This is a genomic window from Clostridium merdae (assembly GCF_900176635.1).
Taxonomy (GTDB): Bacteria; Bacillota; Clostridia; order Oscillospirales; family Acutalibacteraceae; genus Faecalispora; species Faecalispora merdae.
In genome coordinates, this window is record NZ_FXLN01000004.1 from 1,506,219 (window position 1) to 1,531,544 (window position 25,326).

26 protein-coding genes and 1 tRNA gene are annotated in these 25,326 nt (G+C 45.4%); 8 read left to right on the forward strand and 19 right to left on the reverse strand.

The window, feature by feature from the left end:
* Positions 1-115: 115 nt before the first annotated feature.
* From CAN90_RS12890 to rpsU, 4 genes are all read right to left on the reverse strand, one after another.
* A complete protein-coding gene (locus CAN90_RS12890) occupies positions 116-1,207 on the reverse strand; it encodes a M24 family metallopeptidase (protein ID WP_085834204.1) in 1,092 nt (363 codons plus the stop codon).
* Between the two features lie 18 nt (positions 1,208-1,225).
* Positions 1,226-1,663, reverse strand: a complete 438-nt coding sequence (gene aroQ / locus CAN90_RS12895) for a type II 3-dehydroquinate dehydratase (RefSeq protein WP_085834205.1) — start codon at positions 1,661-1,663, stop codon at positions 1,226-1,228.
* Between the two features lie 6 nt (positions 1,664-1,669).
* Positions 1,670-2,188 carry a YqeG family HAD IIIA-type phosphatase gene (locus tag CAN90_RS12900; protein WP_085834206.1) on the reverse strand — a complete coding sequence of 173 codons (519 nt, stop codon included), beginning with the start codon at positions 2,186-2,188 and terminating at the stop codon, positions 1,670-1,672.
* Between the two features lie 95 nt (positions 2,189-2,283).
* Positions 2,284-2,460: a 30S ribosomal protein S21 gene (gene rpsU, locus CAN90_RS12905; RefSeq protein WP_009060718.1), complete on the reverse strand. Its 177-nt coding sequence runs from the start codon at positions 2,458-2,460 to the stop codon at positions 2,284-2,286.
* A gap of 199 nt (positions 2,461-2,659) precedes the next feature.
* Here rpsU and CAN90_RS12910 point away from each other — a divergent pair.
* Together CAN90_RS12910 and CAN90_RS12915 are read left to right on the forward strand one after the other, a co-directional pair.
* Positions 2,660-2,735, forward strand: a tRNA-Trp gene (locus CAN90_RS12910).
* A gap of 302 nt (positions 2,736-3,037) precedes the next feature.
* Entirely contained in the window at positions 3,038-3,886 is an 849-nt protein-coding gene (locus CAN90_RS12915) for a hypothetical protein (protein ID WP_085834207.1), read from the forward strand.
* A 125-nt stretch (positions 3,887-4,011) separates the two neighbouring features.
* On the opposite strand, the gene CAN90_RS12920 is transcribed toward CAN90_RS12915, so the two are convergent.
* From CAN90_RS12920 to pdaA, 7 genes are all read right to left on the reverse strand, one after another.
* Entirely contained in the window at positions 4,012-4,725 is a 714-nt protein-coding gene (locus tag CAN90_RS12920; protein ID WP_085834208.1) for an ABC transporter ATP-binding protein, read from the reverse strand.
* A gap of 1 nt (position 4,726) precedes the next feature.
* The gene (locus CAN90_RS12925; RefSeq protein ID WP_085834209.1) at positions 4,727-5,488 is read right to left on the reverse strand and encodes an ABC transporter ATP-binding protein; all 762 of its coding nucleotides are present in this window, start codon (positions 5,486-5,488) and stop codon (positions 4,727-4,729) included.
* A gap of 3 nt (positions 5,489-5,491) precedes the next feature.
* Positions 5,492-6,496: a branched-chain amino acid ABC transporter permease gene (locus CAN90_RS12930; RefSeq protein ID WP_085834210.1), complete on the reverse strand. Its 1,005-nt coding sequence runs from the start codon at positions 6,494-6,496 to the stop codon at positions 5,492-5,494.
* A 16-nt stretch (positions 6,497-6,512) separates the two neighbouring features.
* Positions 6,513-7,394 (reverse strand): branched-chain amino acid ABC transporter permease, encoded by an 882-nt coding sequence (locus CAN90_RS12935; protein ID WP_085834211.1) that lies wholly within the window; start codon positions 7,392-7,394, stop codon positions 6,513-6,515.
* Between the two features lie 81 nt (positions 7,395-7,475).
* A complete protein-coding gene (locus CAN90_RS12940) occupies positions 7,476-8,651 on the reverse strand; it encodes an ABC transporter substrate-binding protein (RefSeq protein ID WP_085834212.1) in 1,176 nt (391 codons plus the stop codon).
* A gap of 377 nt (positions 8,652-9,028) precedes the next feature.
* Positions 9,029-9,694, reverse strand: coding sequence for a tRNA (guanosine(46)-N7)-methyltransferase TrmB (gene trmB / locus CAN90_RS12945; RefSeq protein ID WP_085834213.1), 666 nt, complete (start codon positions 9,692-9,694; stop codon positions 9,029-9,031).
* 483 nt (positions 9,695-10,177) lie between these two features.
* The gene (gene pdaA, locus CAN90_RS12950) at positions 10,178-10,984 is read right to left on the reverse strand and encodes a delta-lactam-biosynthetic de-N-acetylase (protein ID WP_085834374.1); all 807 of its coding nucleotides are present in this window, start codon (positions 10,982-10,984) and stop codon (positions 10,178-10,180) included.
* 274 nt (positions 10,985-11,258) lie between these two features.
* On the opposite strand from pdaA, the gene CAN90_RS12955 reads away from it, so the two are divergent.
* Complete coding sequence (locus CAN90_RS12955; protein WP_085834214.1) at positions 11,259-11,753, forward strand: RNA polymerase sigma factor; 495 nt, start codon at positions 11,259-11,261, stop codon at positions 11,751-11,753.
* A gap of 14 nt (positions 11,754-11,767) precedes the next feature.
* Positions 11,768-12,673 carry an anti-sigma-V factor RsiV gene (rsiV, locus tag CAN90_RS12960; RefSeq protein ID WP_085834215.1) on the forward strand — a complete coding sequence of 302 codons (906 nt, stop codon included), beginning with the start codon at positions 11,768-11,770 and terminating at the stop codon, positions 12,671-12,673.
* Positions 12,674-12,783: 110 nt separating this feature from the next.
* On the opposite strand, the gene CAN90_RS12965 is transcribed toward rsiV, so the two are convergent.
* From CAN90_RS12965 to CAN90_RS12995, 7 genes are all read right to left on the reverse strand, one after another.
* Positions 12,784-13,029 (reverse strand): helix-turn-helix domain-containing protein, encoded by a 246-nt coding sequence (locus CAN90_RS12965; protein WP_085834216.1) that lies wholly within the window; start codon positions 13,027-13,029, stop codon positions 12,784-12,786.
* A gap of 214 nt (positions 13,030-13,243) precedes the next feature.
* Complete coding sequence (locus CAN90_RS12970; protein ID WP_085834217.1) at positions 13,244-13,474, reverse strand: hypothetical protein; 231 nt, start codon at positions 13,472-13,474, stop codon at positions 13,244-13,246.
* 126 nt (positions 13,475-13,600) lie between these two features.
* Positions 13,601-14,482, reverse strand: a complete 882-nt coding sequence (gene lsrF, locus CAN90_RS12975; RefSeq protein WP_085834218.1) for a 3-hydroxy-5-phosphonooxypentane-2,4-dione thiolase — start codon at positions 14,480-14,482, stop codon at positions 13,601-13,603.
* Between the two features lie 171 nt (positions 14,483-14,653).
* Positions 14,654-15,784 (reverse strand): substrate-binding domain-containing protein, encoded by a 1,131-nt coding sequence (locus CAN90_RS12980; protein WP_085834219.1) that lies wholly within the window; start codon positions 15,782-15,784, stop codon positions 14,654-14,656.
* 68 nt (positions 15,785-15,852) lie between these two features.
* Entirely contained in the window at positions 15,853-16,887 is a 1,035-nt protein-coding gene (locus CAN90_RS12985) for an ABC transporter permease (protein WP_085834220.1), read from the reverse strand.
* Positions 16,884-17,909 carry an ABC transporter permease gene (locus CAN90_RS12990; RefSeq protein ID WP_085834221.1) on the reverse strand — a complete coding sequence of 342 codons (1,026 nt, stop codon included), beginning with the start codon at positions 17,907-17,909 and terminating at the stop codon, positions 16,884-16,886. Before CAN90_RS12990 ends, CAN90_RS12985 begins: the two co-directional genes overlap by 4 nt.
* A complete protein-coding gene (locus CAN90_RS12995; RefSeq protein ID WP_085834222.1) occupies positions 17,906-19,447 on the reverse strand; it encodes a sugar ABC transporter ATP-binding protein in 1,542 nt (513 codons plus the stop codon). The genes CAN90_RS12990 and CAN90_RS12995 overlap by 4 nt, the downstream gene beginning before the upstream one ends.
* A gap of 502 nt (positions 19,448-19,949) precedes the next feature.
* On the opposite strand from CAN90_RS12995, the gene CAN90_RS13000 reads away from it, so the two are divergent.
* The 3 genes from CAN90_RS13000 to CAN90_RS13010 are packed head-to-tail and all read left to right on the forward strand — an operon-like array spanning position 19,950 to position 22,875.
* The gene (locus CAN90_RS13000; RefSeq protein WP_085834223.1) at positions 19,950-20,873 is read left to right on the forward strand and encodes a sugar-binding transcriptional regulator; all 924 of its coding nucleotides are present in this window, start codon (positions 19,950-19,952) and stop codon (positions 20,871-20,873) included.
* Between the two features lie 52 nt (positions 20,874-20,925).
* Positions 20,926-22,494, forward strand: a complete 1,569-nt coding sequence (gene lsrK / locus CAN90_RS13005; protein WP_085834224.1) for an autoinducer-2 kinase — start codon at positions 20,926-20,928, stop codon at positions 22,492-22,494.
* Between the two features lie 12 nt (positions 22,495-22,506).
* Positions 22,507-22,875, forward strand: a complete 369-nt coding sequence (locus CAN90_RS13010) for a cupin domain-containing protein (protein ID WP_341456306.1) — start codon at positions 22,507-22,509, stop codon at positions 22,873-22,875.
* 140 nt (positions 22,876-23,015) lie between these two features.
* On the opposite strand, the gene CAN90_RS13015 is transcribed toward CAN90_RS13010, so the two are convergent.
* Positions 23,016-23,705, reverse strand: a complete 690-nt coding sequence (locus tag CAN90_RS13015) for a metallophosphoesterase family protein (protein ID WP_085834225.1) — start codon at positions 23,703-23,705, stop codon at positions 23,016-23,018.
* 180 nt (positions 23,706-23,885) lie between these two features.
* Between CAN90_RS13015 and CAN90_RS13020 the strand changes: the two genes are divergently transcribed.
* A complete protein-coding gene (locus tag CAN90_RS13020) occupies positions 23,886-25,232 on the forward strand; it encodes a D-alanyl-D-alanine carboxypeptidase family protein (protein ID WP_085834226.1) in 1,347 nt (448 codons plus the stop codon).
* Positions 25,233-25,326: the final 94 nt, after the last annotated feature.

A 25,326-nucleotide genomic window follows, 5' to 3' on the forward strand; every position in this document is an offset into this window, starting at 1 on the left:
TTTTACAAAAAATGCAGGCGTAAATTGGAGGCAAAACTCCACTTACGCCTGTAAATGATATTCTATAAAGAAAAAACGTCTTATTTTTCGATGGTATTTATTGGTGAATCGAGTTTTATGGTAGAATAAGCAACGATTTATCGGAGGCAGTTAAGTCCTCACAGCCGTCCTCGGTAATCGCGATCATGTCTTCAATTCGCACTCCAAATTTACCAGGCAGGTAAATTCCAGGCTCTACGGTCACTACCATGCCGGGCTGTAAAACCTCCTGGCAGCTGGGGGCAAAATTCGGCCATTCATGTATTTCTACCCCTACTCCGTGGCCCGTGCTATGACCAAAGGTTCCGGGGTAATCCCGGTCAATAATCTCACGTGCAGCACGGTCTACCTCACTGCATACCACACCAGGAGCTGCCTTTTGAATGGCGGCGAGCTGAGCGGTAAGCACCGTATGGTACACACGCGTTTGCTCCTCCGACAAATGCCCAATTCCTACAGTTCGGGTCATGTCGGAATGGTAGCCGTCAAGCAAGGCACCAATATCCATGGTCACCAAATCGCCGGACTCGATTTTCTTTTCCGAAGGCACACCGTGGCACATAGAACCATTTGCACCGGAGACCACAATCAGCTCAAACGCAACCCCTTCGGCACCACTGCGGCGCATAAAGAATTCAATCTCCAGCGCAACCTCACGCTCCGTTAGCCCAGGGCGCAGCATGGGTAACACCTGCGAGAAAGCCGCGTCGGTAATCGCCTGAGAATCGCGCAGCTTTTGCAGCTCCTGAGGTGTTTTAATGGCTCGCAGACCACGCAAAAGGCGGTCTAGCGTACTGTCCTCCACCGTTTGCACGCCCATTGTACCAAACATATCGCGGTAATTCTTTGCATCTGCAAGACTAAGGCTAGCATATTCCACCAAAACATTCTTAATACCGTGGGCCTGTACAATCTCACGAAGGTTTTCGGAGAGGCGGCTCATTAAAACAACTTCGCAAGATTTGACATGACGCTCGGCCGCTTCAAAGTAGCGAAAATCCGTAATAAAGTAGGATTTTTGTGCTGTAATGAGTACCCAACCAGCCGAAGATGGAAAGCCGGTTAAATACAAGCGGTTCTGTGAGGACGTTACCAGCGCGGCGTCCGCCTCCTGCTCGAGCATATGATCCCGCAGCACCTGCTGCAATTGTTCCACGGCGGTTATCATGAAATAAGACTCCCTTCGTTACATCAGGCCCTTCAGAGCCTCCAGCGCTAAAAAGTAGCTATTCTTGCCAAACCCGCAGACAACGCCTGCGCAAACCTCAGACAATACCGAGTGGGCACGGAACGGCTCTCTAGCAAACACGTTCGACATATGAGTTTCAATAAATGGGATTCGCAAACAGGCAACTGCATCACGCAGTGCATAGCTGTAATGGGTTAGTGCGCCGGCATTGAGTACCACGCCATCAAACACACCTTTCGCCTCATGGATCTTATCAATAAGGGCGCCCTCCCAGTTCGACTGAAAAATCTCACACTCAAAGCCCAGCTTTTCCGCATATTCGCGAATCTGCGCTTCAATGCTCTGGGCAGTTTCATCTCCATACACGCCTTTTTCGCGGACCCCTACCATATTCAGGTTAGGCCCCAACAAAACCAGCACCCGTTTTTTACCCATCTTTTTTCACTCCCGACTATTTTTCTCTTTCGCTTGGCGCTGCTCCATCTTACGGCGAATTGGTTCTTCCAAACGCCTGCGAACACGAAAAGACATACTCGTCTCTGGGTCACTGGGGCGCAGTAAAATCGATTTCACACCGGCAAGATTTGCACCCATCACATCGGTAAACACTTGGTCGCCCACCGCTACCGCCTGGGAGCGCGGAACGCCCAGAAAGCGAGCTGCCCGCCAATAGGCAAACGGCAGGGGCTTTAAGGCCACGCACAAAAAGGGCAAGCCATATTTATCAGCAAAGGGCGCTACACGCTCTTTGAAATTATTCGAAACAATAACAACCAGCAGGCCTGCCTCTTGCATGGCACGAGCCCACTCTACAGTGCCTTTTAGCGGCACTGGTGAGCCATGGGTGGCAAGGGTATTGTCCACATCCAATATTATGGCGCTCGCACCCATCCCTCTAATCATTTGCGGCGTAATGTCGGTAACTCTGTCCACCGCAGCCGTAGGCAAGAACAACGACATACCCTCTCTCCTCTTCTCACATAACTCTACCCAAAAACTTCTTTATATGGTTAAAAAAGCGGGCTGAATCAGCCCGCTTTTCATCCACTTTGAACTTACTTAAACTTGCGTTTACGTGCGGCTTCAGACTTCTTCTTCCGCTTTACCGAAGGCTTCTCGTAAGCTTCTCTCTTACGAACCTCGGCAATCACTCCGGCTCGGGCGCACTGCTTCTTAAAGCGTCTCAGAGCGCTGTCCAAAGATTCATTGTCTTTGATTCTGATTTCAGCCATTTATTTTCCCTCCCCTCCGCCACCAGGCAGGGGTATTAGTTATCCCGTATAACATAAAAATAATTATACCGGGTGATAAGAAAGATGTCAAGTGCTAAGAAAGAATCTTTGTATAGGAAAAAATGCAACACACATATTGACAGAACATCCATAAAATGATACTATAATATCCGCACTTCTGTTTTTTACAGAATAAGATAGGGGTATAGCTCAGTTGGTAGAGCAGTGGTCTCCAAAACCACGTGCCGAGGGTTCAAGTCCTTCTGCCCCTGCCATAAAAAGCCTTGAAGCCATTGGGTTTCAAGGCTTTTTCTTTTTGTCTATACAATGCTTTGAATATGCTGAATGGGGTTTATTTGTGGTTTATTCTTAAAGCAATATAGAGAATGCATCCTTGATTCTTGAGTTGTATGGTGTGCTGGTATATAATGGATGTAAAATATAGATTTTAAATGACTGCATGCAGGTCACGGGATGGATTGATTGTTGTTATAGGAATAATAAACAACTCAATAGGATAATGCTTGAATAGTAAAATGTAGGTAATGTAAATATTATATATTGAAGGGGTGTTTTTATGGCTCAAGGAATATTTGGTGGGGCAACTTCATACGAGGAGCAGTCATTACACGATATACTTGAAGATATAATAGGTTGGATAAATTATACTAATAATAAAAAAAATTTTATTTTGGAACAAAAAAACATATTACATCAAAGTGGTTTTTGGGATAAAATTGCTTTTGACTTTCAACTCACTGTTATTTCCACAATTTCTTATTTTAACACAATATTATTTGACTTAACTTTAATAAAATCCGCTATTGAGAACAGTTGCATAACGGAAAAAGAAGTTAATTTACTGAGAAGTATTGGTCAGAAATCAGTAGAATTTAATCGTGAATATGGGCAGACCTATAAAGGAGATTTAAAATGTTGGAGAGACTATGGCAATCCTGATTTTAAAGTAGCTGAAGAAATTTATGGGCGAGGTAGAGATTATTTTGTAACAATGCAAGACGCTGGTAATGCGGCGGCTAGACTGGAGGACTATATGGAAAAGGGACAAGTAATAAACACACTATACATTGGTGGTGATGTTATAGGTTCACATTTGCTACAGGGTATTAATAATTCAGCACAAAGTATGGTGGTAGAAAACAATTTTGATTATGAGCAAGTGTTGAAAATTCTTTATAAAATAAACAAATCGTTTGAAAGTGACGATTTTCTAGAGGATTTTGGTGATAAATCAGATGAAATCAAAAAGGCTGTAGCAGACGCTATTAAAATGGTTAAAAGAGATGAAGAACCTTCGAAAATTAAAAAAGCTCTTAATACTATTAAAGAATTGGCAATTGAAGTTTCTGGCAGTCTTATATCCAGTGGTATTAGTGCATTAATTACTCAATTACCTATATGGTAAGATTATGCCAATTGTAGAATTGCAACAACAGGCAATAGATGGCAATTCTTATATTCTTTCCTTGTTCTAAATAAGAGGCGCAGATTTATTAAATCTGCGCCTCTTATTCGTCTAAAATATAAAAATTAGCCACCCAGGTAAGCCTTGCGAACCTCTTCGTTATCGGCAAGCTCATCGGTATTGCCAGACATAACGACCTTGCCGGTCTCCAGCACATAGGCACGGTCTGCAATCTCAAGCGCCTTTTTTGCATTCTGCTCAACCAAAAGAACGGTAACGCCGGTATCGTTAACATCTGAAATGATTTTGAATATCTCTCCCGCCAACAGCGGTGATAGACCCATAGAGGGTTCATCGAGAAGCAGCATCTTCGGGCGCCCCATGAGCGCACGACCAATGGCAAGCATTTGTTGTTCGCCACCCGAAAGTGTACCCGCAGCCTGCTTACGGCGCTCCTTGAGGCGTGGCAGGCGGTCAAACACCATGTCGTAGTCCTCAGAGATGCCAGAGGCGTCATTGCGAATGTATGCGCCCATCTGGAGGTTTTCCATAACTGTCATACGAGAAAAGACACGGCGGCCTTCCGGCACGTGTGCCATGCCAAGCCCCAAAATTTTATGCGGCTCGGTACCAAGCAAATCACTGTCGCAAAAATTCACGGTACCGCCTTTGGTTTTCACTAATCCAGAAATAGCATGCAGGGTCGTCGTTTTACCCGCACCGTTTGCACCGATGAGAGTAACGATTTCCCCTTGATTTACCTCAAATGAGATTCCTTTAATGGCACGAATCGAGCCGTAATTCACGACCAAATCCTGCACTGAAAGCATTGCGCCCATGTTATTCTCCTCCCAGATACGCCGCAATTACCTTGGGGTTTGTGCGAATGTCTTCCGCGTTGCCCTCTGCGATAATTCTGCCGTAATCCAGCACAACCAAGTGCTGGCAGATTCCCATGACAAAGCTCATGTCGTGCTCAATCAATAGGATGGAAATAGAGAAACGGTCGCGAATCAGCTGAATGGATTCCATCAGCTCGCGTGTTTCGGTTGGGTTCATACCGGCAGCCGGCTCATCCAGCAGCAAAACCTTCGGAGAAGCCGCCAAAGCACGGGCAATTTCAAGCTTTCTCTGCTGACCATAGGGCAGGTTTCTGGCCTTGGAATGAGCCAAATCCTGCAGGTTAAAAACAGAGAGCAAATCCATCGCACGCTCGGTCATTGCCTTTTCTTCCTTCCAATAGGAGGGCAAACGCAAAATACCAGCAAGCGCCGAATACTTCATCTGGTAGTTCATAGCAATGCGAACGTTGTCCAAAACAGAAATGTCTTTGAACAGGCGAATGTTCTGGAACGTACGGGCAATTCCCCCACGGGTAACATCATAGGTTTTCTTACCGATAATGCTTTTGCCCTCCAGCTCAATGGTACCCTCCGTTGGCTGGTATACCTGCGTCAACAGATTAAATACAGTGGTTTTACCAGCGCCATTTGGGCCGATTAACCCCATAATCTGATTTTCTTCTAGTTTAAAATTCACATCTTCCAAGGCGCGAAGGCCACCAAATGCAATTCCCAAATGTTTCGTTTCTAAAAGTGGCACCCGTTACGCCCCCTTTTCTCCGCCAGATGCGGAATTCTTCGTCGTTTTCTCTCCCTTTGAGCCGCTCAGCTTATCAAACAAGCGGGTTAAAGAGAATTCATATTGTCCCAGCAAACCGGAGGGACGGAACAACATTACACAAATGAGTACAATGGAATACGCCAGCATGCGGTAGCTTGCAAAGTCGCGCAGTGCCTCCGGCAAAATGGTAAGCACAACGGCGGCAATGACCGAACCGGTAATCGAGCCCATTCCACCCAAAACAACCATAACTAAGATTTCAACAGAATAGTTAAAATCGAATTTAGTTGGGTTCAAAATACCAATATGGTGTGCGTACAAACCACCGGCAATCCCTGCAAAGAAAGCAGACATAATAAACGCCAGCAGCTTATAGTAGGTGGTATTAACACCGGAAGCCTCGGCAGCAATTTCATCTTCACGAATGGAGATGACCGCGCGGCCGTGCCGGGTGTGGATGAACGCAAAAATGATAGCAACCGTTAGCACCGCCAACAGGAACACCCAAGTGAAGTTTGTATCTCTGGGAATACCACGCAGGCCTCTTGCCCCACCGGTAAACCCGAGATTAATAATAATAACGCGGATGATTTCGCCAAATCCCAGCGTAATAATCGCAAGATAGTCACCCTTCAGGCGCAATGCGGGAATACCGATAATGAGGCCGAACAATGCGGCGGTCAATCCGCCTACAATGAGAGCAACCGGAAAATCGATCGAATCCGGCATACCGGCGCGCAGGGTGAAAAGCGCAGCGGCATAAGCACCAACGGACATAAAGCCGGCATGGCCCAAAATGAGCTGACCCAAAAAACCGGTAGAAAGGTTCAAACTTGTTGCCAAAATAATATTAATGCAAACCATAATGAGAATGCCGGAGTAATACGTATTGAGCACACCAGCGCTCGTAAGCGCTGTAACCAAGGCGTAAATAGCCACGATTATAGCAAAGATAACGCCGTAAACAACGGCTTTTTTTCGATTCATGCTTCTTTGCGCCCCCTTAAACCTTTTCGCTAACATTCCTGCCGAGCAGGCCCGCAGGGCGAACCAACAAAACAAGAATGAGGATGCCAAAGACTACGGCGTCGGTAAAGCTGCTAGAGATGTAACCCTTTGTAAGGCTCTCCGCAACACCCAACACATAGCCGCCCAGCATAGCGCCGGGAATGCTGCCGATGCCGCCCAAAACAGCCGCAACGAAAGCTTTTAGGCCTAAAAGGCCACCCATATAGGGGGTAATCATTGGGTATGTGTTGCAGTACAGCACAGCGCCCACAGCCGCAAGGCCGGAGCCAAGGCCAAATGTAAATGCAATGGAATGATTGGTGTTAATACCCATCAATCTGGCAGCGTCTGCATCTTCCGAGGTAGCGCGCATTGCCTTGCCAATTTTTGTTTTATTAACCAGAAAACTCAAGCCAATCATCATCAAAACTGAAGTAAGAATATTGATAATGCTGGCAGAGGGTACTTGCAGAGCACCTGCTTCGAGCGTACCAAAATCAAACATAGCGGGAATCGTTTTCCCGCTGGAGGTGAACAGCAGCTGAGAGAGGTTCTGAAGAAAAATGCTGACACCAATTGCTGTAATCAACAGCGAAATGCGGGGTGCTTTCATATTAATCAGGCGGCGGTACGCAACGCGTTCAATGAACATACCGGCAACCACACAGAATATAATAGAGCCGATAACCGCAGCCCAAAGAGGAACACCCGCGACTGTTAACATTATGAACATCGCATATGCGCCCACCATAATAATATCGCCGTGTGCAAAGTTAATGAGCTGAACAATTCCGTACACCATGCTGTAACCCAACGCCACAAGAGCATAGATACTACCCAGCCCCAAGCCGTTAATCACCTGTGAAATAAACCCCATGTCCGCACCTTCCTTGATTCAATACGGCAAAAAGAGGGTGATGCAATCGCCCTCTTTTCACCAGACTATCACAGTTATTCTTTATTTTGAAAAGTATTCGAGGAATTTGTAAGAGCCGTCTTTAATCTGGAGAATCGCTGCCTGTTTAATCGGGTTGCGATTTTCATCATAAACGACTTGACCAGTTAAACCACTGTATTTTATAGCGGTAAGCTTTTCTACCACTGCTTTGGAATCAGTTGTACCAGCTTCTTCAATCGCCTGAACGATAATGTGCAAAGCGTCATAGCCCAAAACAGCAAACATATTGGCCTCTGTATTGTACTTTGCTTTATAATCCTCAAGGAACTTTTTGAGGTTCGGGTCGTCAGATTCCGCTGAATACTGGCTGCAGAAGTACGCGCCTTCTACGTTGGAGGTATTGTCTTTACCAATTTGCTTAATAACACCGTCCCAGCCGTCGCCGCCCATCAGGGTGGACTTAATGCCGAGCTGTCTTGCCTGTGAAGCAATCAGCGCAACATCCTGGTAATACACCGGAACAAAGAATACATCCGGAGTTTTTGCAGCGATTTTTGTAAGCTGTGCTTTAAAGTCAACATCATTTGTGGTGTAGCTCTCTTTTGCTACAACCTGCAAACCAAGATCTTTCGCAGTCTTCTCAAAGGTTTCTGCCAAGCCAACGGAGTAGTCATCCGCCATGTTGTAAATAATGGCAGCGGTCTTTGCGTTGAGCTTCTTGCTGGCGTAGTTCGCCATTAGGTCACCCTGGAAGGGGTCTGTAAAGCAGGCACGGAAAACATTCGGACCCGCGAGGGTTACATCCTCCGCAGTCGCGGTAGCGGTAATCATAGGAATACCGGTTTTAACGGCTTCCGATGTAACTGCTAGTGTGGGAGTAGAAGTAACATCGCCCACCAGCGCAACGATTTTATCGTTCTGAACGAGCTTGTTGTAAGCATTGGCTGCTTCGGTAGCATCATTCTTCGTATCGTAAGAAATGTATTTAATCTTTTTGCCAAGAACGCCTTTATCCTGGTTAATTTGTTCTACCGCAAGCTGAATCGCATTGTTCACTGCTATGCCGTAAATGGAAGCATTACCCGTTAAGGGAGCCAAGCCACCAATTACAATTTCTTCTGCACCTGTGTTTGCAGCACCAGAAGAAGCGCTTTCCGCCGGTTTATTGCCGCAACCGGTCAGTGCAGTACCCATCATCACCGCAGCCATTGCAGCGGCCAAGATACGCTGTTTCATCGTTTTTCCTCCTAAAAAATAATGTAATATATCATCGGCTAAGCCGAAAATACATATTGCGGACTTCCCTCTTGTCCGACTACGCTCATTTCGTTCTATAAATCAGCCGGGCCAAAAGCGGCGGGCAGCAGTTACTGCCACGCTTTAAAATGTTAAAAAGTTCATCACTTCACACTGTGAAAGCAAAACAACTACAAAGAGCCGCTATGCCTGATAAAATCTTTCTACAAATTATACTCCTGCCAAGCATCATTTGCAACTGAAAACTAATATTATGCGTTTTGTTCTTCATCAATGTTTAATATTTTCAACCACACATGATTTTTTTAGTATCACTGTTCAAAAAACGAAGGTTCACTTACCAAAACCTGCAAGAATCACTTTTTTAACTGCCAAAGAGCAATGATCGCTTTGATTGGAATTCCCTGCGCTGTAAACATTTGCTCATGCTCCGTAGAGGGGCTTTCCTCCCAATCTTCCGCATGTAAGTTTTGTGTAGAACGCAGTATGGTAAAACCGCCTTCTTCCAAATACCGCAAAGTGGAAACATACAGGTCATCGTCATCTGTCTTAAAATGAAGCTGTGCACCATCTGCCAAAAACGGCTTGTACAAATCCAATTGATTGGGGTGCGTCATACGGCGTTTATGGTGCCGTACCTTTGGCCAGGGATTACAAAAGTTAATGTAGATTCTCTCTACTTGATCCTGAATCTCCAGCACCTTTGGCATGTCTTCAATATAATGCGCCATTAAAGCAACATTATGAACTGGTTTCTCCAGTTTACCATACGCTTCTTCTAAATTTCTGCGTGCCACACCCAATACATCTGGGCTTTGGTCTACACCAATATAGCAAACCTCCGGGTGCAAAGGCGCAAGCTGAGCCAAAAACACACCCTTACCGCAGCCTAATTCCAAATGAATCGGTTTTTTTTCGGTAAACCACTGTGCCCAGCGCCCTTTCCATTGTTCCGGGTCGCTGATAAAATACGGGCAATGAGCAAGCTCCGGGCGCGCCCACGCCTTTTTTCTCATTCTCATTTTCCCACCGCCCACAGCTGCGCAGGTACGATTAAAGCCATTGCTTTCCTATACACAGCCGGTGTTTGATGTTCACTCCGCCAAAAATTCAGCTTATGAATCAACTTTTCTATTGTAATGCATACAGCGTGAAAATGCAAGCATTTCCGCTGTATTTTGACACGTTCTCTCTACCAGTAATTACAATATACATTATAAATTCCATTTGAAAAAGAGGTCTTTCACTAAATTGATTTTACGAAAAGTCCTTTTGTAATTCATTTTCCATTTAGACAGTCTCCTTAATTAGGCAAAAATAATAATACTGATGATATACATGCTACTGTGATATTCAAAATGCTTTTTCATGCTCTCCACGATTCCTAGTTAAACAGATATACAATTTGCATCATTTGCAAAGCTGTTTTTACGTAGTAATAGAGAACGTTAATAATTTGTAATATGAAAAAGCTCTACCATTGAAATGGCAGAGCTTTCAAGTGTTTATTTTGCAGTTAGCTCATCGAGCGTACCAAAGGTATACCCTTGATTTTTCCACTCAGTGATAAGCTGGTCAAGAATTTCAGCATTTGTCTTAGAAGTACTATGTAGTAGAATCACTGCTCCGGGATGAATCCGTGAGGTCAGCTTTTTCATTGCATCCGCATGGCTTGGCTGCTTATCTACATACCAATCTACATAGGCAAGGCTCCAGAATATAGTTTTGTAGCCTAAGTCGTTTGCCATTTGCAAGTTTTCTTTGCTATATTTGCCTTGCGGGGGTCGGTAATACTTCTTCATAGGTTGACCCGTTGCTGTTTGATAAGCATTCTCCAGTGAATTGATTTCTTTTTCAAACGAGGCTTTATCCTGTATCTTTGCCATGTCTGGGTGGTGGAAGGTATGGTTGCCTACCGTGTGCCCTTCTGCCACCATACGCTTTACCAGATCGGGGCTGGTATCAATATAATGGCCAACTACAAAAAATCCAGCCTTAACATCTTGTTTTTTGAGCGTATCTAATATAGAAGCCGTATACCCATTTTCGTACCCACAATCAAAGGTAAGGTAAACTTTTTTATCGTTGGTATCGCCAATATAATATGCATTGTAAGGCTTTAATTCATCTTGGCTGGCATCTACCACTGGCGTATTGCCCTGCGGCCCCTGAAAGCTGAGCCCCCAGCTTACGGCTCCACCAGTCGCAACCGCCGTACCCGCGGTAAAACGGTAAGCAATTGGTCCACCAATTAACAGCAAACAGCACGCTAATATTGCAACCACATGCCTCTTTTTTAAAATGATAAACAATTTTCTCACTCCTTCTGCATTAATAAAACCGCGGTAAGCTCGGCAATACAAATTTAAGAGCATAAAACAAACGCCGAATTTTCGGCTGATTATTCCTTTTATCAATTTATGCGAAGGCAAACCTCTTTATGATGATTCTCGGGGCAAAATAGGAAGTAAGATATTTTTCAAATATATTTTCTTATTATCAAAACTTTTTGTATGCGCTAAAACGTCTATTATATGTAAGACAACTGATGGCGCCATCAGATACGGGAAGGAGCATTTCGTACGAATGGGTGACAGCAACATACAAGAACTAATTGAGCAATACGTTTTAGCAAACCAAAACCAAATTTACCGGCTGGCTTACAGCTACGTGCATAATAAAGACGACGCTCTCGACATTGTGCAGGAATCGATTTATAAAGCGATGACCGGTAAGCAATCGCTGAACAAAGCCGACGCCGTGCGCCCTTGGTTCTACCGAATTGTAGTAAATACATCCCTTGATTTTCTTCGCCGAAAAAAACGAGAGGCGGAACCAGAGGAAGACATTATGCTGCACGCGAACTGCACAGCCACTGACGACCAATATGAAAACATAGACCTAAAGCAGGCTCTAAGTCGCCTGCCAAGTGCTTACCGCAGCATTGTTGTACTGCGCTTTTTTGAAGATTTAACCCTAGAAGAGATTGCTACCATTTTAAATGAAAATTTGAGCACGGTGAAAACACGTCTCTACAAATCATTAAAGTTGCTGCGCGTGGAAATGAGTGAAACAGAGTAAAGGAGGTATCCCTTATGAATCAACGAGATTTGGATCAGCTTAAACAGCAATACCAAGAGACTCCCATTCCAGATGAACTGGATTTTATTGTTCGAAAAACCTTGCTGGAGAGTGGAAGAAGTACCATGCAAAACAAACATAGCCACAAAGGCATTCGAATTGCCGCAGCCTCTGTTGCTGCAGCGTTTACCATCATAGCGACTGGCGCAAACATTAGCCCTGTATTTGCTGCTACCATGGGAAATGTACCAGTTGTAGGTAGCCTAGTAAAAGTGCTTACCTTCCGTGAGTATACGATGGACGACGGCACTTACCATGCCAATATAAAAACACCGGCCGTGGAGGGCCTGCAAAGCAACCCGACTCTGCAAAACAGCCTGAACCAAAAGTATATGGAAGAGAACAAAAAACTATATGAAGAATTTGAAGCGGAGGTTGGCGAGCTCAAGAAAAATGGTGGAGGCTACCTTGGAATCGACAGCGGCTATGAAATAAAATGTGACGACAGCACCATTCTTTCGCTCGGCCGCTATGTGGTCAACACGGTTGGCTCCTCTTCTACCACAATGAAATACGATACTGTGGACAAAACAAATCAAGTGCTTATTACGTTACCAAGCTTGTTCCAAAACGATAAGTATGTCGAGGTCATCAGCAAGAATATTCGCCAGCAGATGCTTGACCAAAACAAGGCGGACCCCGATAAAATATATTGGGTAAAAGGTGTGAGTGATGAAGATGGTACCGTGCTGTTCCAGAACATTTCAGCAGAACAGAATTTTTATATTAACAAAGACCACCAGCTCGTAATCTCTTTTGATAAGTATGAAGTAGCGCCCGGTTATATGGGTGTTGTGGATTTTGTGATACCTACTGATGTAATCAGTGGCTTATTAGTAGGCAACGATTACATTCGTTAATATAGAATAAGAAAAGAACAGACTCGCGGAAAGCCCACCCGCGAGTCTGTTCTATTTTTAAGATATCAATGAAGTTACACTGCCATATGGGCAATAAGCTTTTCCCTGTTTTAGTCCAGTAAATCCTGATAGTTTACACCCAATACTTTGGCAATTACCTTAAGCTCAATGTCCGTTACAAAGCGTTCTCCGCTTTCAATACGCTGAACGGCATTCTTGTCAATATCTAACCCGGCAATTTGAAGCATGTCTGAAAATTGCTTTTGAGAAGCTTTTTCTGGCAGTTGTTCCCGGAATTTCTTCATTTGCTTTCCACATATATTATTGCTTCCATCCGGAGCTTTATTTTTATACATTCTTTCACACCCATCCACAGCGCTTACGAATTAAGTCAATCTTAATATTGCTAATATAAAACAAAATCTTCCATTCGTAAATACACACACAAATAAAAAGGTGTACCCAAAGTTAAAACTTGGGTACACCTTTTTATTCTTTAAATTTTCTGCCGTTCTTTAACTATAAATACTGCTCACAGTGATTTCTTTCTTAAAATCAGCAAAATACAGCTTATTTTAAGGTTTCGCCAATCCCTTGAATCATATCAAAAAATTCCTTGGACTCACTCACGACCAAAACCGGCTCTTTAAAATTAAGAGCATAAATTCCAATATAGCTTTTTGCATCCACAATAATGCTGCCATCAACAGAATGCAGGCCTACGTCGCAAGAACACTTGGTTGCAAAATACTGGAGCCTCTGCAATTCCTCAATGGTGTGGAATCTTTTCTTTTCAATCATGGTATTTCACCTCTTTTTTTATTCTAGAAGAGACTGATACCCCCTATCCAAAATTAGAATAAGGGGTAATCGATAGTTTTCATTTTTTCACTGCATTGATGACAACAGCCAGAACAACGTTACGTTTTACTGGTGAATCGCATCCTGATAGAACTCAAATGCCTGTTTGTCGGTAAAGCCATGGTGCACAATCTTTCCAATTGCCTCCGCCATAGCGGCGGGGTACTCACTCTGGAAGATGTTACGGCCCATATCTAAGCCGCGCGCACCCTCGCTGATGGAGCGATACGCCAGCGTAAGCGCTTCATCCTCCGGCAGCTTCTTACCACCTGCTACAACAATCGGCACTGGGCAAGCAGACACAATCTCTTCAAAGTTCTCGCAGTAGTAGGTCTTAATAATATTGGCACCCAGCTCTGCTAACAGGCGGGTGGCGAGCTTAAAGAAACGGTCGGTACGCTCCATCTGCTTGCCTACTGCTACCACACCCATGGTCGGGATGCCATAGCGCAAACCAGCATTAATGCTGCGGGACAAATTGTCTAAGCTAGAAAGCTGACCGTCTGCTCCCACAAAGGTTTGCACCGCCATGCAGTCCGCATTCATGCGAATGGAATCCTCAATATCTACCGCAATCACTTCATGAGAAAGGTCATCGTTTAACATGGAGGAACCGGAAGTGGTACGCAGGGCAATTGCTTTTCGGCACTCCGGAGGGACACAGGTGCGAAGCGCACCGCGTGTGCCCATTAGAACGTCTATATGCGGTAAAAGCTCTGGAATCAGTAAATCCAAACGTTCCAGTCCTGCGGTGGAGCCCATGAAATAGCCATGGTCAAAGGCGAACATCACCGTGTTGCCGCTTTTGGGGTCGAAAATATTAGCTAAGTGCTTTTTCATTCCCCAATCTAAATTGTTTGAGCCTTTCACATGAAAACCACCCTGATTCGCGAAAGGAACCTCCACATGATAATCTTTTGCAACTTTGTTGCCGTCTTTGTCAGCCATAATCATTGATCTCCTTTATCCATAAAAAGTCCGTAACGTGCGAGTTTTCGCGTGTAGGCTGTGGCGCAATAGACTTGCCGTAAAACACCGGAAAGCAATCGCGCCGCGCCCGTATTTCAATTCTCGCCTCAGCTATCTTTCATTCATTTATTCCACTTGAAAACGAACAAATTAGAAATTGTAATTGTCTACGTTGGCAGTTGTAAATACAACACGCTCTGGCAGCAATACAACGCCGTTGTTGCTGTCGCCGGTTTTGGCGTTCGGTACTAAGCTGTCGTTTGCCTTTACTTCTACTTTACCAATGCTCGGAATATCGATGGTGTCGCCTACTTTAACGGTGTTACCCGCAGCTAGGTATGCGGCGAGATAGCAGCCCATTGCGCCCTGAATTCCGCAATCCCACAGGCCCCACTGCTCAATTACATTTGCTTTTGCATAGTCGCGAATGGAGTTCGGGGAAGCAAAACCAGTGATGGTAATCTTATCTTTGGTTAAGCCCTTGTTCTGCGCAGCCTTCAACTGTCCGGGAAGTGCCGTGGAGTCATTGCAGATAATCAGGTCAATGTCCTTTTGTGCTTCGAGGATGGAGGAACCGATGGAAACGGCTTTCTCTGCATCCTGCTCGGAGTAATAGTTGCTGGGAGCTACATTTTCCCAATTGGGGTAGTTTGCTTTAATGTATTCTTCACCAGCTACCTGCCAGGAGTTCTGGTCGGCAACGGTTGCCTGCGAATAGTGCCAGCAATATTTGATTTTATCTTTTTTAATATCTTTGCCTCTCTTGGTTAGAGAATCGGCGCCCATATCAACCAGCATTTTGCCGAGAATATCTGGTGTTCCCTGAGAAACCATCAGCGAACGGGCATCCGAAGAAACGTCGGAGTCCCAAGTAGCTACGGTAATACCAGCATCCTTTGCTTTTTTCAGGACGGAATCCAAACCGGTCGCATCTACGGAAGAAATGCAGATGGCATCCGCTCCGCTGGAAATGGCGTTGTTCACAACCTGCACCTGATCCGCAACAGCGGCACTCGGGCTGCCCTGATAGTTAACGGTAAAGCCCCATTCTTTGGAATATTTTTGTGCACCGGCATTTGCAGATTCAAAGAACGCATTACCAGTCAATTTGGGGATAAATACTACTGTTTTGCCTGCCACACCTTTACCGGTTTCTCCACCGGCGGTCTGAGAAGCTGTTGTACCACTGGATGCAGCGGGTTTTTCGCTGTTGCCTGCGCAGCCTGTGAGCGGCAGCGAAGCCATGGTTGCCGCAAGGACAAATGCAAGTACCTTTTTCATAGAAAAGAGCCTCCTAATTTTTTATTTGCATGGCGATTTTTTGCCAAAACGCGCATTATAAGGACCACTCAACTCTTTAGCTCGGATGGCCGAGGAATTCTACCTGCCATGAACCGAATCACCTTGGGGTTAGAAGAAAGTGCACGACCCGTTATAACAATCAGCAGCAGTAACCCAACGGGAATATCGAGATACTGCATATTAATTTTAAAGCACAGCGGCAAACCAAACCGCAAAATACCAATGACCAATGCCGCCAATGCGGTACCAATTACACTACCCTTACCACCGGTGCTCAGCGTGCCACCCAAAACCACCGCCGTAATAATTGGCAGGGTAAAAGTTACGCCAATATCACTCTTTGCCGTACCCAAATACGAGGTAAGTACAATACCAGCTATTGCCGCACTAATTGCCGAGAGAACATAGGTGCTTAAAATAATCAAACGGCTGTTGAGCCCGGAGTACTCGGCTGCTCTGGGATTAATCCCAATCAGAAATACTTTGCGCCCATATTTGGAGCGGTGCAGCAGCAAATAGGCAATCACCGTAAGACCTGCAAAAATGAGCACTTGGCTTGGGATTACCCCAAACAGCTTAAACGAAGCAATTAGAGTAAAGCCTTCCGGAAAGCCGCTAATGCCTTTGTAGCTTTGTGTCGCTGAAAGCTTTGAAATTAAAAGCGCGATTCCGCTGTACAAGAAGCTACCGCCAAGCGTTACCACCATAGGCTGTACGCCACAGTAGGCAACAAAAAATCCAGAAACAGCACCGCACAGCGCGGCAACAAGAATCGCAAGCACACAGGCCACCCAAATATTTACGCCAAAATCCTGCCACGTAACGCCAACCACTATGGAGGTAAGGCCAACAATGGACGCCACCTGAATATCGATTCCACCTGTAATCATGACAAAGGTAACAAACAAAGAAATAATACAGATGGAAATAATGTCATTTACACTTCCCAATAGTACATTGGGATTTAAGAATTTGGGATTTTTTAGGCCAAAGATGACAAATTCTAAAATTAGAATCAACAGTAACACCGATTCCCAGCTTTTTACTTTTTGGCTGAATCGGTCAATCAAGCTTTGCTTCATGACGCAGCCCTCCTCTCACCGGGTTCCTCATTCAGCGGGCCGGAACGAGACGCCAGCCGCGCATGGCGGGTTTTTACCGCTGCACGGTTCTGCGCAACTGCGTCAACTACCACGATTACGATTAATAAAATACCGGTAATGGTATTGTCGTAATCGGATGAGAAACCGAGGAACACCAATATGCGGCTGATGGAAGACATAATAACCGCACCAATGGAAGCTCCAATTAAGCTACCCAGACCGCCCGAAAGGCTAACGCCACCCAAAACACAGGCCGCAATTGCTTTCATTTCGTAGCCATTGCCCGCTGTGGGAGTAATAAAGCCGATGCGCGAGGAATACAGAATACCGGCAATGGAAGCAAATAAGCCACACAGTACATACGCCATAATCTTTGTTTGCATGGTTGGAATACCCACCATGGTTGCACCAGCGGGGTTATCGCCAACGGTAATAAAATATTTACCACGCCGTGTTTTGGTAAGCACCAAGTGTGCTGCAATTACTACCACTAATACGACCGCATAAAACGTAGTAAGCTCGCCAATGAGCTTAACATTCGCCATTTTGGTAAAGCCTGCCGGCAGGTTTTCTACCCAAGCGCCGCCAGTATACACGTAAACTAGGCCGCGCACCAAACCATTTGTACCAAGGGTAAAGATGAGAGAGGGTATCCCCAGCTTTGCAATGCCAAAGCCGTTAAACAAGCCCACCAAACACCCCACTAATACCGATGCCAGCACGGCAACCACCGCACTGCCGCCATCACGAAGAATGGTGGAGGCAACAGCCGCAGAAAGCCCCAACGTGGCACCAATGGAAACATCGATTTCACCCGTTAAAATTACATATGCAATGCCAACTGCCAGTAGAGTGAAGACCACACTGTCGTTAAAACAGTTAAATAAGCTTGTGGGAGATAAAAAATCGCTATTTACAAGTCCCACCAAACCAAACAATAAAATTAAGAAAAACAAACTGCTGATTTCTCGAACCTTACCAATTCTTTTTAGCAGTGTCATGAAACCACCTGCTCTCTTTGAATCACATCAAAGGCGGCGGCCATCAGGTTATCCTGATTGATTTCCTCTTTGCAGAACTCGCCGTTGATTTTTCCTTGGTACACTGTTACGGCGCGGTCTGAAAGCTCTACAATTTCTTCCATATCGGAAGAAATCAACATCACCGCAACACCTTGCTCCTTAAGCTGGTGGATGATGGAGTAAACCTCGCCGCGCGCCACAGCATCAATGCCACGGGTTGGTTCATCTAAAATAACCAGCTTTGGTTTTGTTGAAAGCGCCCGTGCAATAACCACCTTCTGCTGGTTTCCACCAGAGAGGCTACCGGTTAACTGCTCTTGGCCGGTTACCTTAATACGAAAATGTTCTATGTATTCTTGCGTAAGCTCTTGCTCCGCCTTGCGGTTGAGGAACAGCTTCCCCATTACCATGCGGTTTAATATTGCAGAGGTCGTATTTGCCGCCACGTCACTTATCTTAAACAAGCCGTTGAGGTGGCGGTCTTCGGGAACATAATTCACCCCGGCTTCGAGCACCTTTTTGGTGGATAGCCCGGTAATGTCCTTTCCATTTAGGATTGCACGGCCGCCTAATACCTTATCTTTTCCAAATATGGTAGTGGCAAGCTCGGTGCGCCCCGCACCAACCACACCGGCAACACCAAGAATCTCGCCGGGGTATATTTTTAAATTAATTCCACGAAAACCATAGCCAGAGTAATTTTGCAGCTCAAAGATTGGCTCTGCATCAGTATAATTTACCGAGCAAGTTCCCGTAGTGGCTTTAATCTCCTGCTCCTGCATATTCGGTGGCAGCAGCCCTTTTACCAGCATTTCGCGCGTAAATTCACCAATTTGCCCGTGCAGCGTAATCACGCCATCGCACATAATTGCAACGTGGGTGGCAATGTCGAACACCTCGGTAAGACGGTGTGTTATGTAAATCATACCGATTCCCTTTGCCTGCAAATCGCGTATACAGCGGAATAAGCTTTCTACTTCGTCAAAAGTAAGGGCGCTGGTGGGTTCATCAAAAATGAGAAGCTCAGCATTGCGCAGCAACCCACGCAGAATTTCAACGAGCTGCTGCTCGGCGATGGAAAGGCTGCTTGCTTTGCGGCTCAAATCCAAATGCCAGCCAATATCATCCATCAGTTGGGTCAGCTGCCGGCGAAGCTCCGCTCCGGGAGCATCGAACCCTACACCAACCAAAATATTTTCTTCTACCGTCATGTTCGGGAAAAGCATCGGCTCTTGCGGCACCATATAAATACCGTGCGTTAACGCAATTGAGGGCTTTGTAAGAGCAACCTTCTCATCTCGAATTTCAATTTCACCTTCATCTGGCTGGTAAATACCCATAATGATTTTCATTAGAGTGCTTTTTCCGGCTCCGTTACCACCAATCAACGCTAAAATTTCACCGGGGTGAATTTCTAGGTTAATACCCTTTAGCACCTGATTCATGCTAAACATTTTGCAGATTCCACGAACACAAAGTAAAGACTGGACGGAACGCTCCGTTTGGGATTGCGCCATTTTTCCCCCTCCATACACCTTAAACTCGAACGCTTTCTTTATTTTACAACGACATATGTAACAGCGAATAATACAATTGTTTTTAAATTGAATTTTTATCTGCTTTTTTATCATACGATATTTTTGTTACCTTGTCAACGGGGTTTTTCGGGCAACGAGGCATTAAACTAGATAATATTCCTTTTATTTTTTTGTATTTATCTCATATTTTAAGTAATAAAAACAACAAATCCAATATCAGCAAACCATATATTGGCATTTTATATAGTTTTAAAATGCATTGCATTTAGCAATTGACACTACAATCGTTACCTGCTATACTACAAATTGAAAACAAATGATTTACGTAGTAACATTTGTATCAATTCCGTACAGATGTTACCTCCCAGTATCTTGGGCGGAGCATTCCCGGTTATCCTCCTGGGGGTAGAGGCTCTTGACGCTCCCCCCCGCCGGGAATGGTATGATAGGAAAACAAAACCAACTCTGGAGGTGCTCCCTTTTGAATTATGAAGATGTACTCGTTGTGAAAACCGCTTGGTATTATTATGTTGAAAATATGACCCAGCAAAAAATCTCGGAACGGCTGGGCATTTCGCGCATGCGCGTGATTAAATTATTGGAAAAGGCAAGGCAGGACGGTGTCATCCAATTTAAGATACACCAAGATGGGGTTCAGCGCATGGAGCTGGAGCGCCAGCTTTCTGAAACATGGGATTTAAAGGATACCTTTATTGTTCCCACCCCTCCGGATGCTGCCGATGTAAACAAGACCATCGCACAAGCTGCCTCCATGTATGTAAGCGACCGTATTACAGAGCATTCCTTTATTAATATGGGTTACGGCGATACGCTCAGCCGTGTATTAAACCATTTGGCAACACTGAGTGAATTTCCCGTATCCGTGGTATCGCTTACCGGCGGCGTGAATTATTACCTGCCGAACACACAATCGCATATCTTTAATGCAAAGCTGTATCTTCTACCCGCTCCCTTGCTTGTGTCCTCTCCCGAAATGGTGCAGGCAATGATGCAGGAGCCCTCTATAACGGAGATTATGCGCATGGCAAAGCTCGCCTCCATGACCTTAATCGGCATCGGCGGTATGGCAGAGAACGCTACCATCATGAGCAATGGAATTGTTAGCAAAAATGATTTTACGTACCTTTCAATGCGCGGGGCGGTTGGCGATGTTCTTAGCCACTTTATTGACAAAGACGGCAACCCAGTTCATACCGGAATTGAAGACCGCCTGATTAGCACACCACTAGAGACCCTACGCCAACTCGACAATGTGGTGGGTGTAGCGGCAGGCAAAAGTAAGGTTGAGGGTATTCGCGCAGCACTGCGCGGAAGATACCTCGATATACTCATCACCGACGAAGAAACCGCTCAGGCATTAATCGATGGTGAAGCAGCAGAATAAAGAGCACACCACTTTTGTATGAAATAAACTTTCAGACGGGAGGAAACGGAGTATGGCGCGCAACTATTTGATGGCGGTTGATGCCGGTACCGGCAGTGTAAGAGCTGTGCTGTTTGATTTGGATGGAAACCAGGTAGATGTTGTACAGCAGGAATGGGACCACAAGGAAGACCCCAAATACCCCGGCAGCATGGATTTTGATTGGGTAACCAACTGGGAGCTTGCCTGCGGGTGTATTCGCGGCGTGCTGGAAAAAACCGGAGTTGACCCAGCGGAACTGGCGGCAATATCCACCACCTGTATGCGGGAGGGCATTGTTCTTTACAATGCAGAGGGGCAAGAGATATGGGCTTGCGCCAATGTGGATGCCCGCAGCGAAGATGAAGTGGTTGAATTAATTCAGCGCAACCCCAAAATGGAAAAAGAGATTTATTTGGAGTCTGGCCAAACCTACGCGCTCAGCGCACTCCCCCGCCTGTTATGGTTAAAAAACAAAATGCCCGAATTATATGAAAAAACCGCAGCCGTTGGCATGTTTAACGATTGGCTGATTCATAAGCTCACCGGCATTCTCGCCGTAGAACCAAGCAACGGCTCTACCACGGGAATCTTCAATTTACATAAGCGGGACTGGGATCCCTCCATCGCTGAAAAATGCGGTCTTCGCACCGACATCTTCCCTGCAGTAACCGAGTGCGGTAAGGTGGTTGGCTCTGTGAATGAAGCAGCCGCAAAGCAAACCGGCCTTGCAGTAGGTACCCCTGTTGTCTCCGGCGGCGGAGACGCGCAGCTTGGCTGCATCGGTGTTGGCGTAGTCAACCCCGGGCAGGCGGCGGTATTCGGCGGGAGCTTCTGGCAGTACGAATGCAACACCGCAAATGGGAAAACAGACCCTGACTGTCGTGTTCGTGTGAATTGTCATGCCATTCCCGGAGTATGGCAGTACGAGGCTCTTGCCTTTAAACCCGGGCTGGTAATGCGGTGGTTCCGTGACGGCTTCTGTGAATTGGAAAAACAACAAGGCGAAAAGCTGGGAAAAGACCCTTATTATTTAATGGATCAAAAGGCCGCTCAAATTCCAGCAGGCTGCTATGGTATGATGTGCACCTTCTCCGACGTAATGAACTTCATTCGTTGGCAGCATGCCGCGCCTACCTTTACGAATTTTGATTTAGACCCGCAAAAGTTTAACCGGTATACATTCTACCGGGCAATTTTAGAGAATACCGCAATGGTGACAAAGGGCCACCTTGACTTGGTTCAAGAAGCAACACAAAATATGCCCAAAGAGATTGTATTTGCCGGAGGCGCCTCAAAAAGTCCACTCTGGTGCCAAATTCTTTCAGACGTGTTGGGGCTCCCGGTAAAAGTACCGGTTGTAAAGGAAGCCACTGCTCTGGGTGCCGCAATATTGGCTGGCGTAGGCGTTGGCATTTATAGTGATGCCACTGAAGCCGCGGCAAAGCTGGTAAAGTGGGATAAAGAATACCAACCAAACGAAGAAAACCACGTCATTTACATGCAAATGTATGGTGTATGGCGCAAACTGTACGAAGCACAGCTTGCTCTTTGCCATGAAAAGCTAACAAAGCCCATGTGGAGCGCACCCGGCTTACAATAGAAGAAAGGACGAATGAGATTTATGTATATTATTGATGAAAATGAGAAGGAATACCGCTTTGGCGACAGCGGGCCAAAGTACCTAATGAAAGGGCCACGCATGAATTTTGCTCTCGTGCAGTTTATGCCCGGCCAAGATTTTAAAGCGCACCTTCACAATGTAATGGAAGAAAACTTTTATATTATTGAGGGAGAAATTGATATTGTGGTAGACGGTGTGGTGCACCACCTGACCCCCGGCCAATTTATTCACATTGAGCCACACGAGACACATTACTGCATTAATAATTATGATAAACCGGTGAAAATGGTTTCCGTTCTTGCTCCATACCAGGAAGTGGATAAGGTTGAAATCGAAAATTACACCTATAACGGGAAATGACGGGACCTCCCCCAAACTTTCCATGAGCATAAAAAAATACGGCAGGGGAACGAAGCGATCATCGTTCTCCTGCCGTATTTTCATTAGAACCTGCAATCCGCTCCTTGCCTCACCGCACAGAACGGATTTTTTTATCTTTATTACCTGTAATGCAAAGGCCCGCTCCTACCGTCTACCTTTTCCACTTGGTCAAACAAACAAATGTGGCTGCCTGTAAGACTTCGATTGGTATGAAGGGAGCCAAAGAACCATTTTTGGAATTTTACGGAGCGAACCAGCCCTTCAAAATACATCTCCAAAGGGCTAACCTTATGTGCTTCGTCTATTAGCGTTCGCATGCGCGGCGATGGCTCATGCGTTACAATATAATCCACCTGCATTTGGTGCCTTGAAAGATTCTCGACTCCTTCTTCCATTTCCTCACTGCTTGGCATCTCCTGCGGCCACCAACGGCCAACATCCTTATACATTTGCCGGTCTTTGCTTTCCCCACCGCCAAAGGTAAAGAACTTTTTGCCCTCCAGTGTAAACACCTGCCCGCGCATTAGATGATACAGGTTCCCGCTAATTTGCTGCACCCTTCCCCCGTTCCATTCTGTAACCGGGTATTGCTCTAAAAGCTCGTAATTTTCATGTGCGCCATCCACAAACAGAATATTATATTTTTTTGAGCCAAGCTTTTTAAGCACCTTTTGCTCGGCTTTTCCACCATCCCACAAAAAACCAAAATCACCGCAGATAATCAAACTATCGCCCCGGCGAAGCCGACGAACCTCCGGCGACTGAAAGCGTTCCAGTTCACCGTGCATATCTCCCGTTAGATAAATCAAGACCGTTCCCGCCCATTCTTTTTAAATATTTCTATTTTTTTTATCGAAATCTTTATCTTTTCATATTTAGCTGTTATACTGATTGCGTAAGCGTTTTTTTGCTGGTATCTTACATACAAAACATAACGTTGCGCTTACCTTATTTCTTCCTTATCATATCACATTGGAGGCCATTTTTCCATGAAAAAATGCTTAACACCCGTATTGACTTTTTTGCTGACCGTTTGTGTAATTTTCTCGTCGGCGCCAGTCTCTGCGGCAGCTTATAATATAGATTTTTCTCTAAATTCTGAAGCGGCTCTGCTCGTAAATCTCGACACCAGCACCGTTGTATTCGAACAAAATGCAGATAAAAAGATGGAGCCTGCCTCCACAACAAAAATAATGACTTTTATTGTGGCATCCGAACACATTAAAGACCTTAGCGGAACCAAAATTACCGTGAAAAAATCGGTAGTCGACCAATTGCAAGGCACCGGAAGTTCACTATCCGGCGTACTGGAGGGCGAAGAGCTTACCGCATTACAACTGCTAAACTGCCTTATGGTCCCCTCCGGCAACGATGCCGCTATGGTTTTAGCTGACTACGTGGGCGGCGGTGACATTAGCAAATTTGTTGATTTAATGAACGAAAAAGCAAAGGAGCTAAACTGTAAAAATACGCACTTTGCAAACCCGCATGGGCTGCATGATGAACAACACTATACCACTGCACGCGATTTATATACCATCACAAAATACGCAATGACTCTACCATACTTTACCGATATTACCTCACAAACGCGGTACGAGCTGCCCGCAACGAACAAATACCCCAAGCCCCGCACTCTGGTAACTACGAACTATTTAACTGACCGTTACACAGGCGGCAACTACTTTTACCGCTACGCCAAGGGTGTGAAAACCGGCTCGCACGATCAGGCAGGGTACTGCCTTGTTTCTACCGCAATCCGTGATGGATACAGCTACATGGCGGTTGCACTGCACGCCCCGAAGATTGACTCTAGTGGAAAGAGCGTTCCCACCCGCGGTGAAATGATAGACTCCAAAAAGCTGTATGAATGGGCGTTTAGCAGCCTGCAAATTAAAACCGTTGTCGAAAGCGGCACCAGCGTGGGAGAAGTTAAGCTCGATTACGCCTGGAACAAAGACAAGTTGCTTCTCGTAGCTGAAAAAAGCTATGCGACTATATTGCCAAAGGGTGTTTCTGCCTCCAGCGTTTTGATTACACCAAAGCTGCCCGAACAAGTGGAAGCTCCTATTAAAAAAGGGCAGGTTGTGGGAACCGCAGTACTTACTTATGCGAATCAAGAGTTAACTACCATTAATCTGGTCGCATCGGAGTCGGTAGAGCGCAGTGAGCTTTTGCATTCGGCCGATGTGGTGAAAAAGATTGTAACCTCGGTTTGGTTCATCGTCATCGCAGCCATCATTGTGACTCTGGTGATTATTTACCTTGTTTTGGCATTGCTTTATAACAAAAAGAGAAAGCGCCTACGCAAAGTTAAAAAATACCGTGATATGTAATTTTTATAAAGATATTAGGAAAGCCGTCGGTTAAACCGGCGGCTTTTTGCTTTCATTATTTAAAATAAATATAATTGACGAAACAAAGCAGAAG

Bases quoted from the DNA above. Each gene is read 5' to 3' on its own strand.
- lsrF (WP_085834218.1), bottom strand. From the start codon at position 14,482: ATGGCTGACAAAGACGGCAACAAAGTTGCAAAAGATTATCATGTGGAG.
- CAN90_RS13020 (WP_085834226.1), top strand. From the start codon at position 23,886: ATGAAAAAATGCTTAACACCCGTATTGACTTTTTTGCTGACCGTTTGT.
- CAN90_RS12995 (WP_085834222.1), bottom strand. From the start codon at position 19,447: ATGGCGCAATCCCAAACGGAGCGTTCCGTCCAGTCTTTACTTTGTGTT.
- CAN90_RS12890 (WP_085834204.1), bottom strand. From the start codon at position 1,207: ATGATAACCGCCGTGGAACAATTGCAGCAGGTGCTGCGGGATCATATG.
- CAN90_RS12955 (WP_085834214.1), top strand. From the start codon at position 11,259: ATGGGTGACAGCAACATACAAGAACTAATTGAGCAATACGTTTTAGCA.
- CAN90_RS12935 (WP_085834211.1), bottom strand. From the start codon at position 7,394: ATGGGGTTTATTTCACAGGTGATTAACGGCTTGGGGCTGGGTAGTATC.
- CAN90_RS12965 (WP_085834216.1), bottom strand. From the start codon at position 13,029: ATGTATAAAAATAAAGCTCCGGATGGAAGCAATAATATATGTGGAAAG.
- rpsU (WP_009060718.1), bottom strand. From the start codon at position 2,460: ATGGCTGAAATCAGAATCAAAGACAATGAATCTTTGGACAGCGCTCTG.
- trmB (WP_085834213.1), bottom strand. From the start codon at position 9,694: ATGAGAATGAGAAAAAAGGCGTGGGCGCGCCCGGAGCTTGCTCATTGC.
- lsrK (WP_085834224.1), top strand. From the start codon at position 20,926: ATGGCGCGCAACTATTTGATGGCGGTTGATGCCGGTACCGGCAGTGTA.
- CAN90_RS12930 (WP_085834210.1), bottom strand. From the start codon at position 6,496: ATGAATCGAAAAAAAGCCGTTGTTTACGGCGTTATCTTTGCTATAATC.
- aroQ (WP_085834205.1), bottom strand. From the start codon at position 1,663: ATGGGTAAAAAACGGGTGCTGGTTTTGTTGGGGCCTAACCTGAATATG.
- CAN90_RS12900 (WP_085834206.1), bottom strand. From the start codon at position 2,188: ATGTCGTTGTTCTTGCCTACGGCTGCGGTGGACAGAGTTACCGACATT.
- CAN90_RS12980 (WP_085834219.1), bottom strand. From the start codon at position 15,784: ATGAAAAAGGTACTTGCATTTGTCCTTGCGGCAACCATGGCTTCGCTG.
- rsiV (WP_085834215.1), top strand. From the start codon at position 11,768: ATGAATCAACGAGATTTGGATCAGCTTAAACAGCAATACCAAGAGACT.
- CAN90_RS12915 (WP_085834207.1), top strand. From the start codon at position 3,038: ATGGCTCAAGGAATATTTGGTGGGGCAACTTCATACGAGGAGCAGTCA.
- CAN90_RS12970 (WP_085834217.1), bottom strand. From the start codon at position 13,474: ATGATTGAAAAGAAAAGATTCCACACCATTGAGGAATTGCAGAGGCTC.
- CAN90_RS12985 (WP_085834220.1), bottom strand. From the start codon at position 16,887: ATGAAGCAAAGCTTGATTGACCGATTCAGCCAAAAAGTAAAAAGCTGG.
- CAN90_RS13010 (WP_341456306.1), top strand. From the start codon at position 22,507: ATGAGATTTATGTATATTATTGATGAAAATGAGAAGGAATACCGCTTT.
- CAN90_RS12920 (WP_085834208.1), bottom strand. From the start codon at position 4,725: ATGGGCGCAATGCTTTCAGTGCAGGATTTGGTCGTGAATTACGGCTCG.
- CAN90_RS12990 (WP_085834221.1), bottom strand. From the start codon at position 17,909: ATGACACTGCTAAAAAGAATTGGTAAGGTTCGAGAAATCAGCAGTTTG.
- CAN90_RS12940 (WP_085834212.1), bottom strand. From the start codon at position 8,651: ATGAAACAGCGTATCTTGGCCGCTGCAATGGCTGCGGTGATGATGGGT.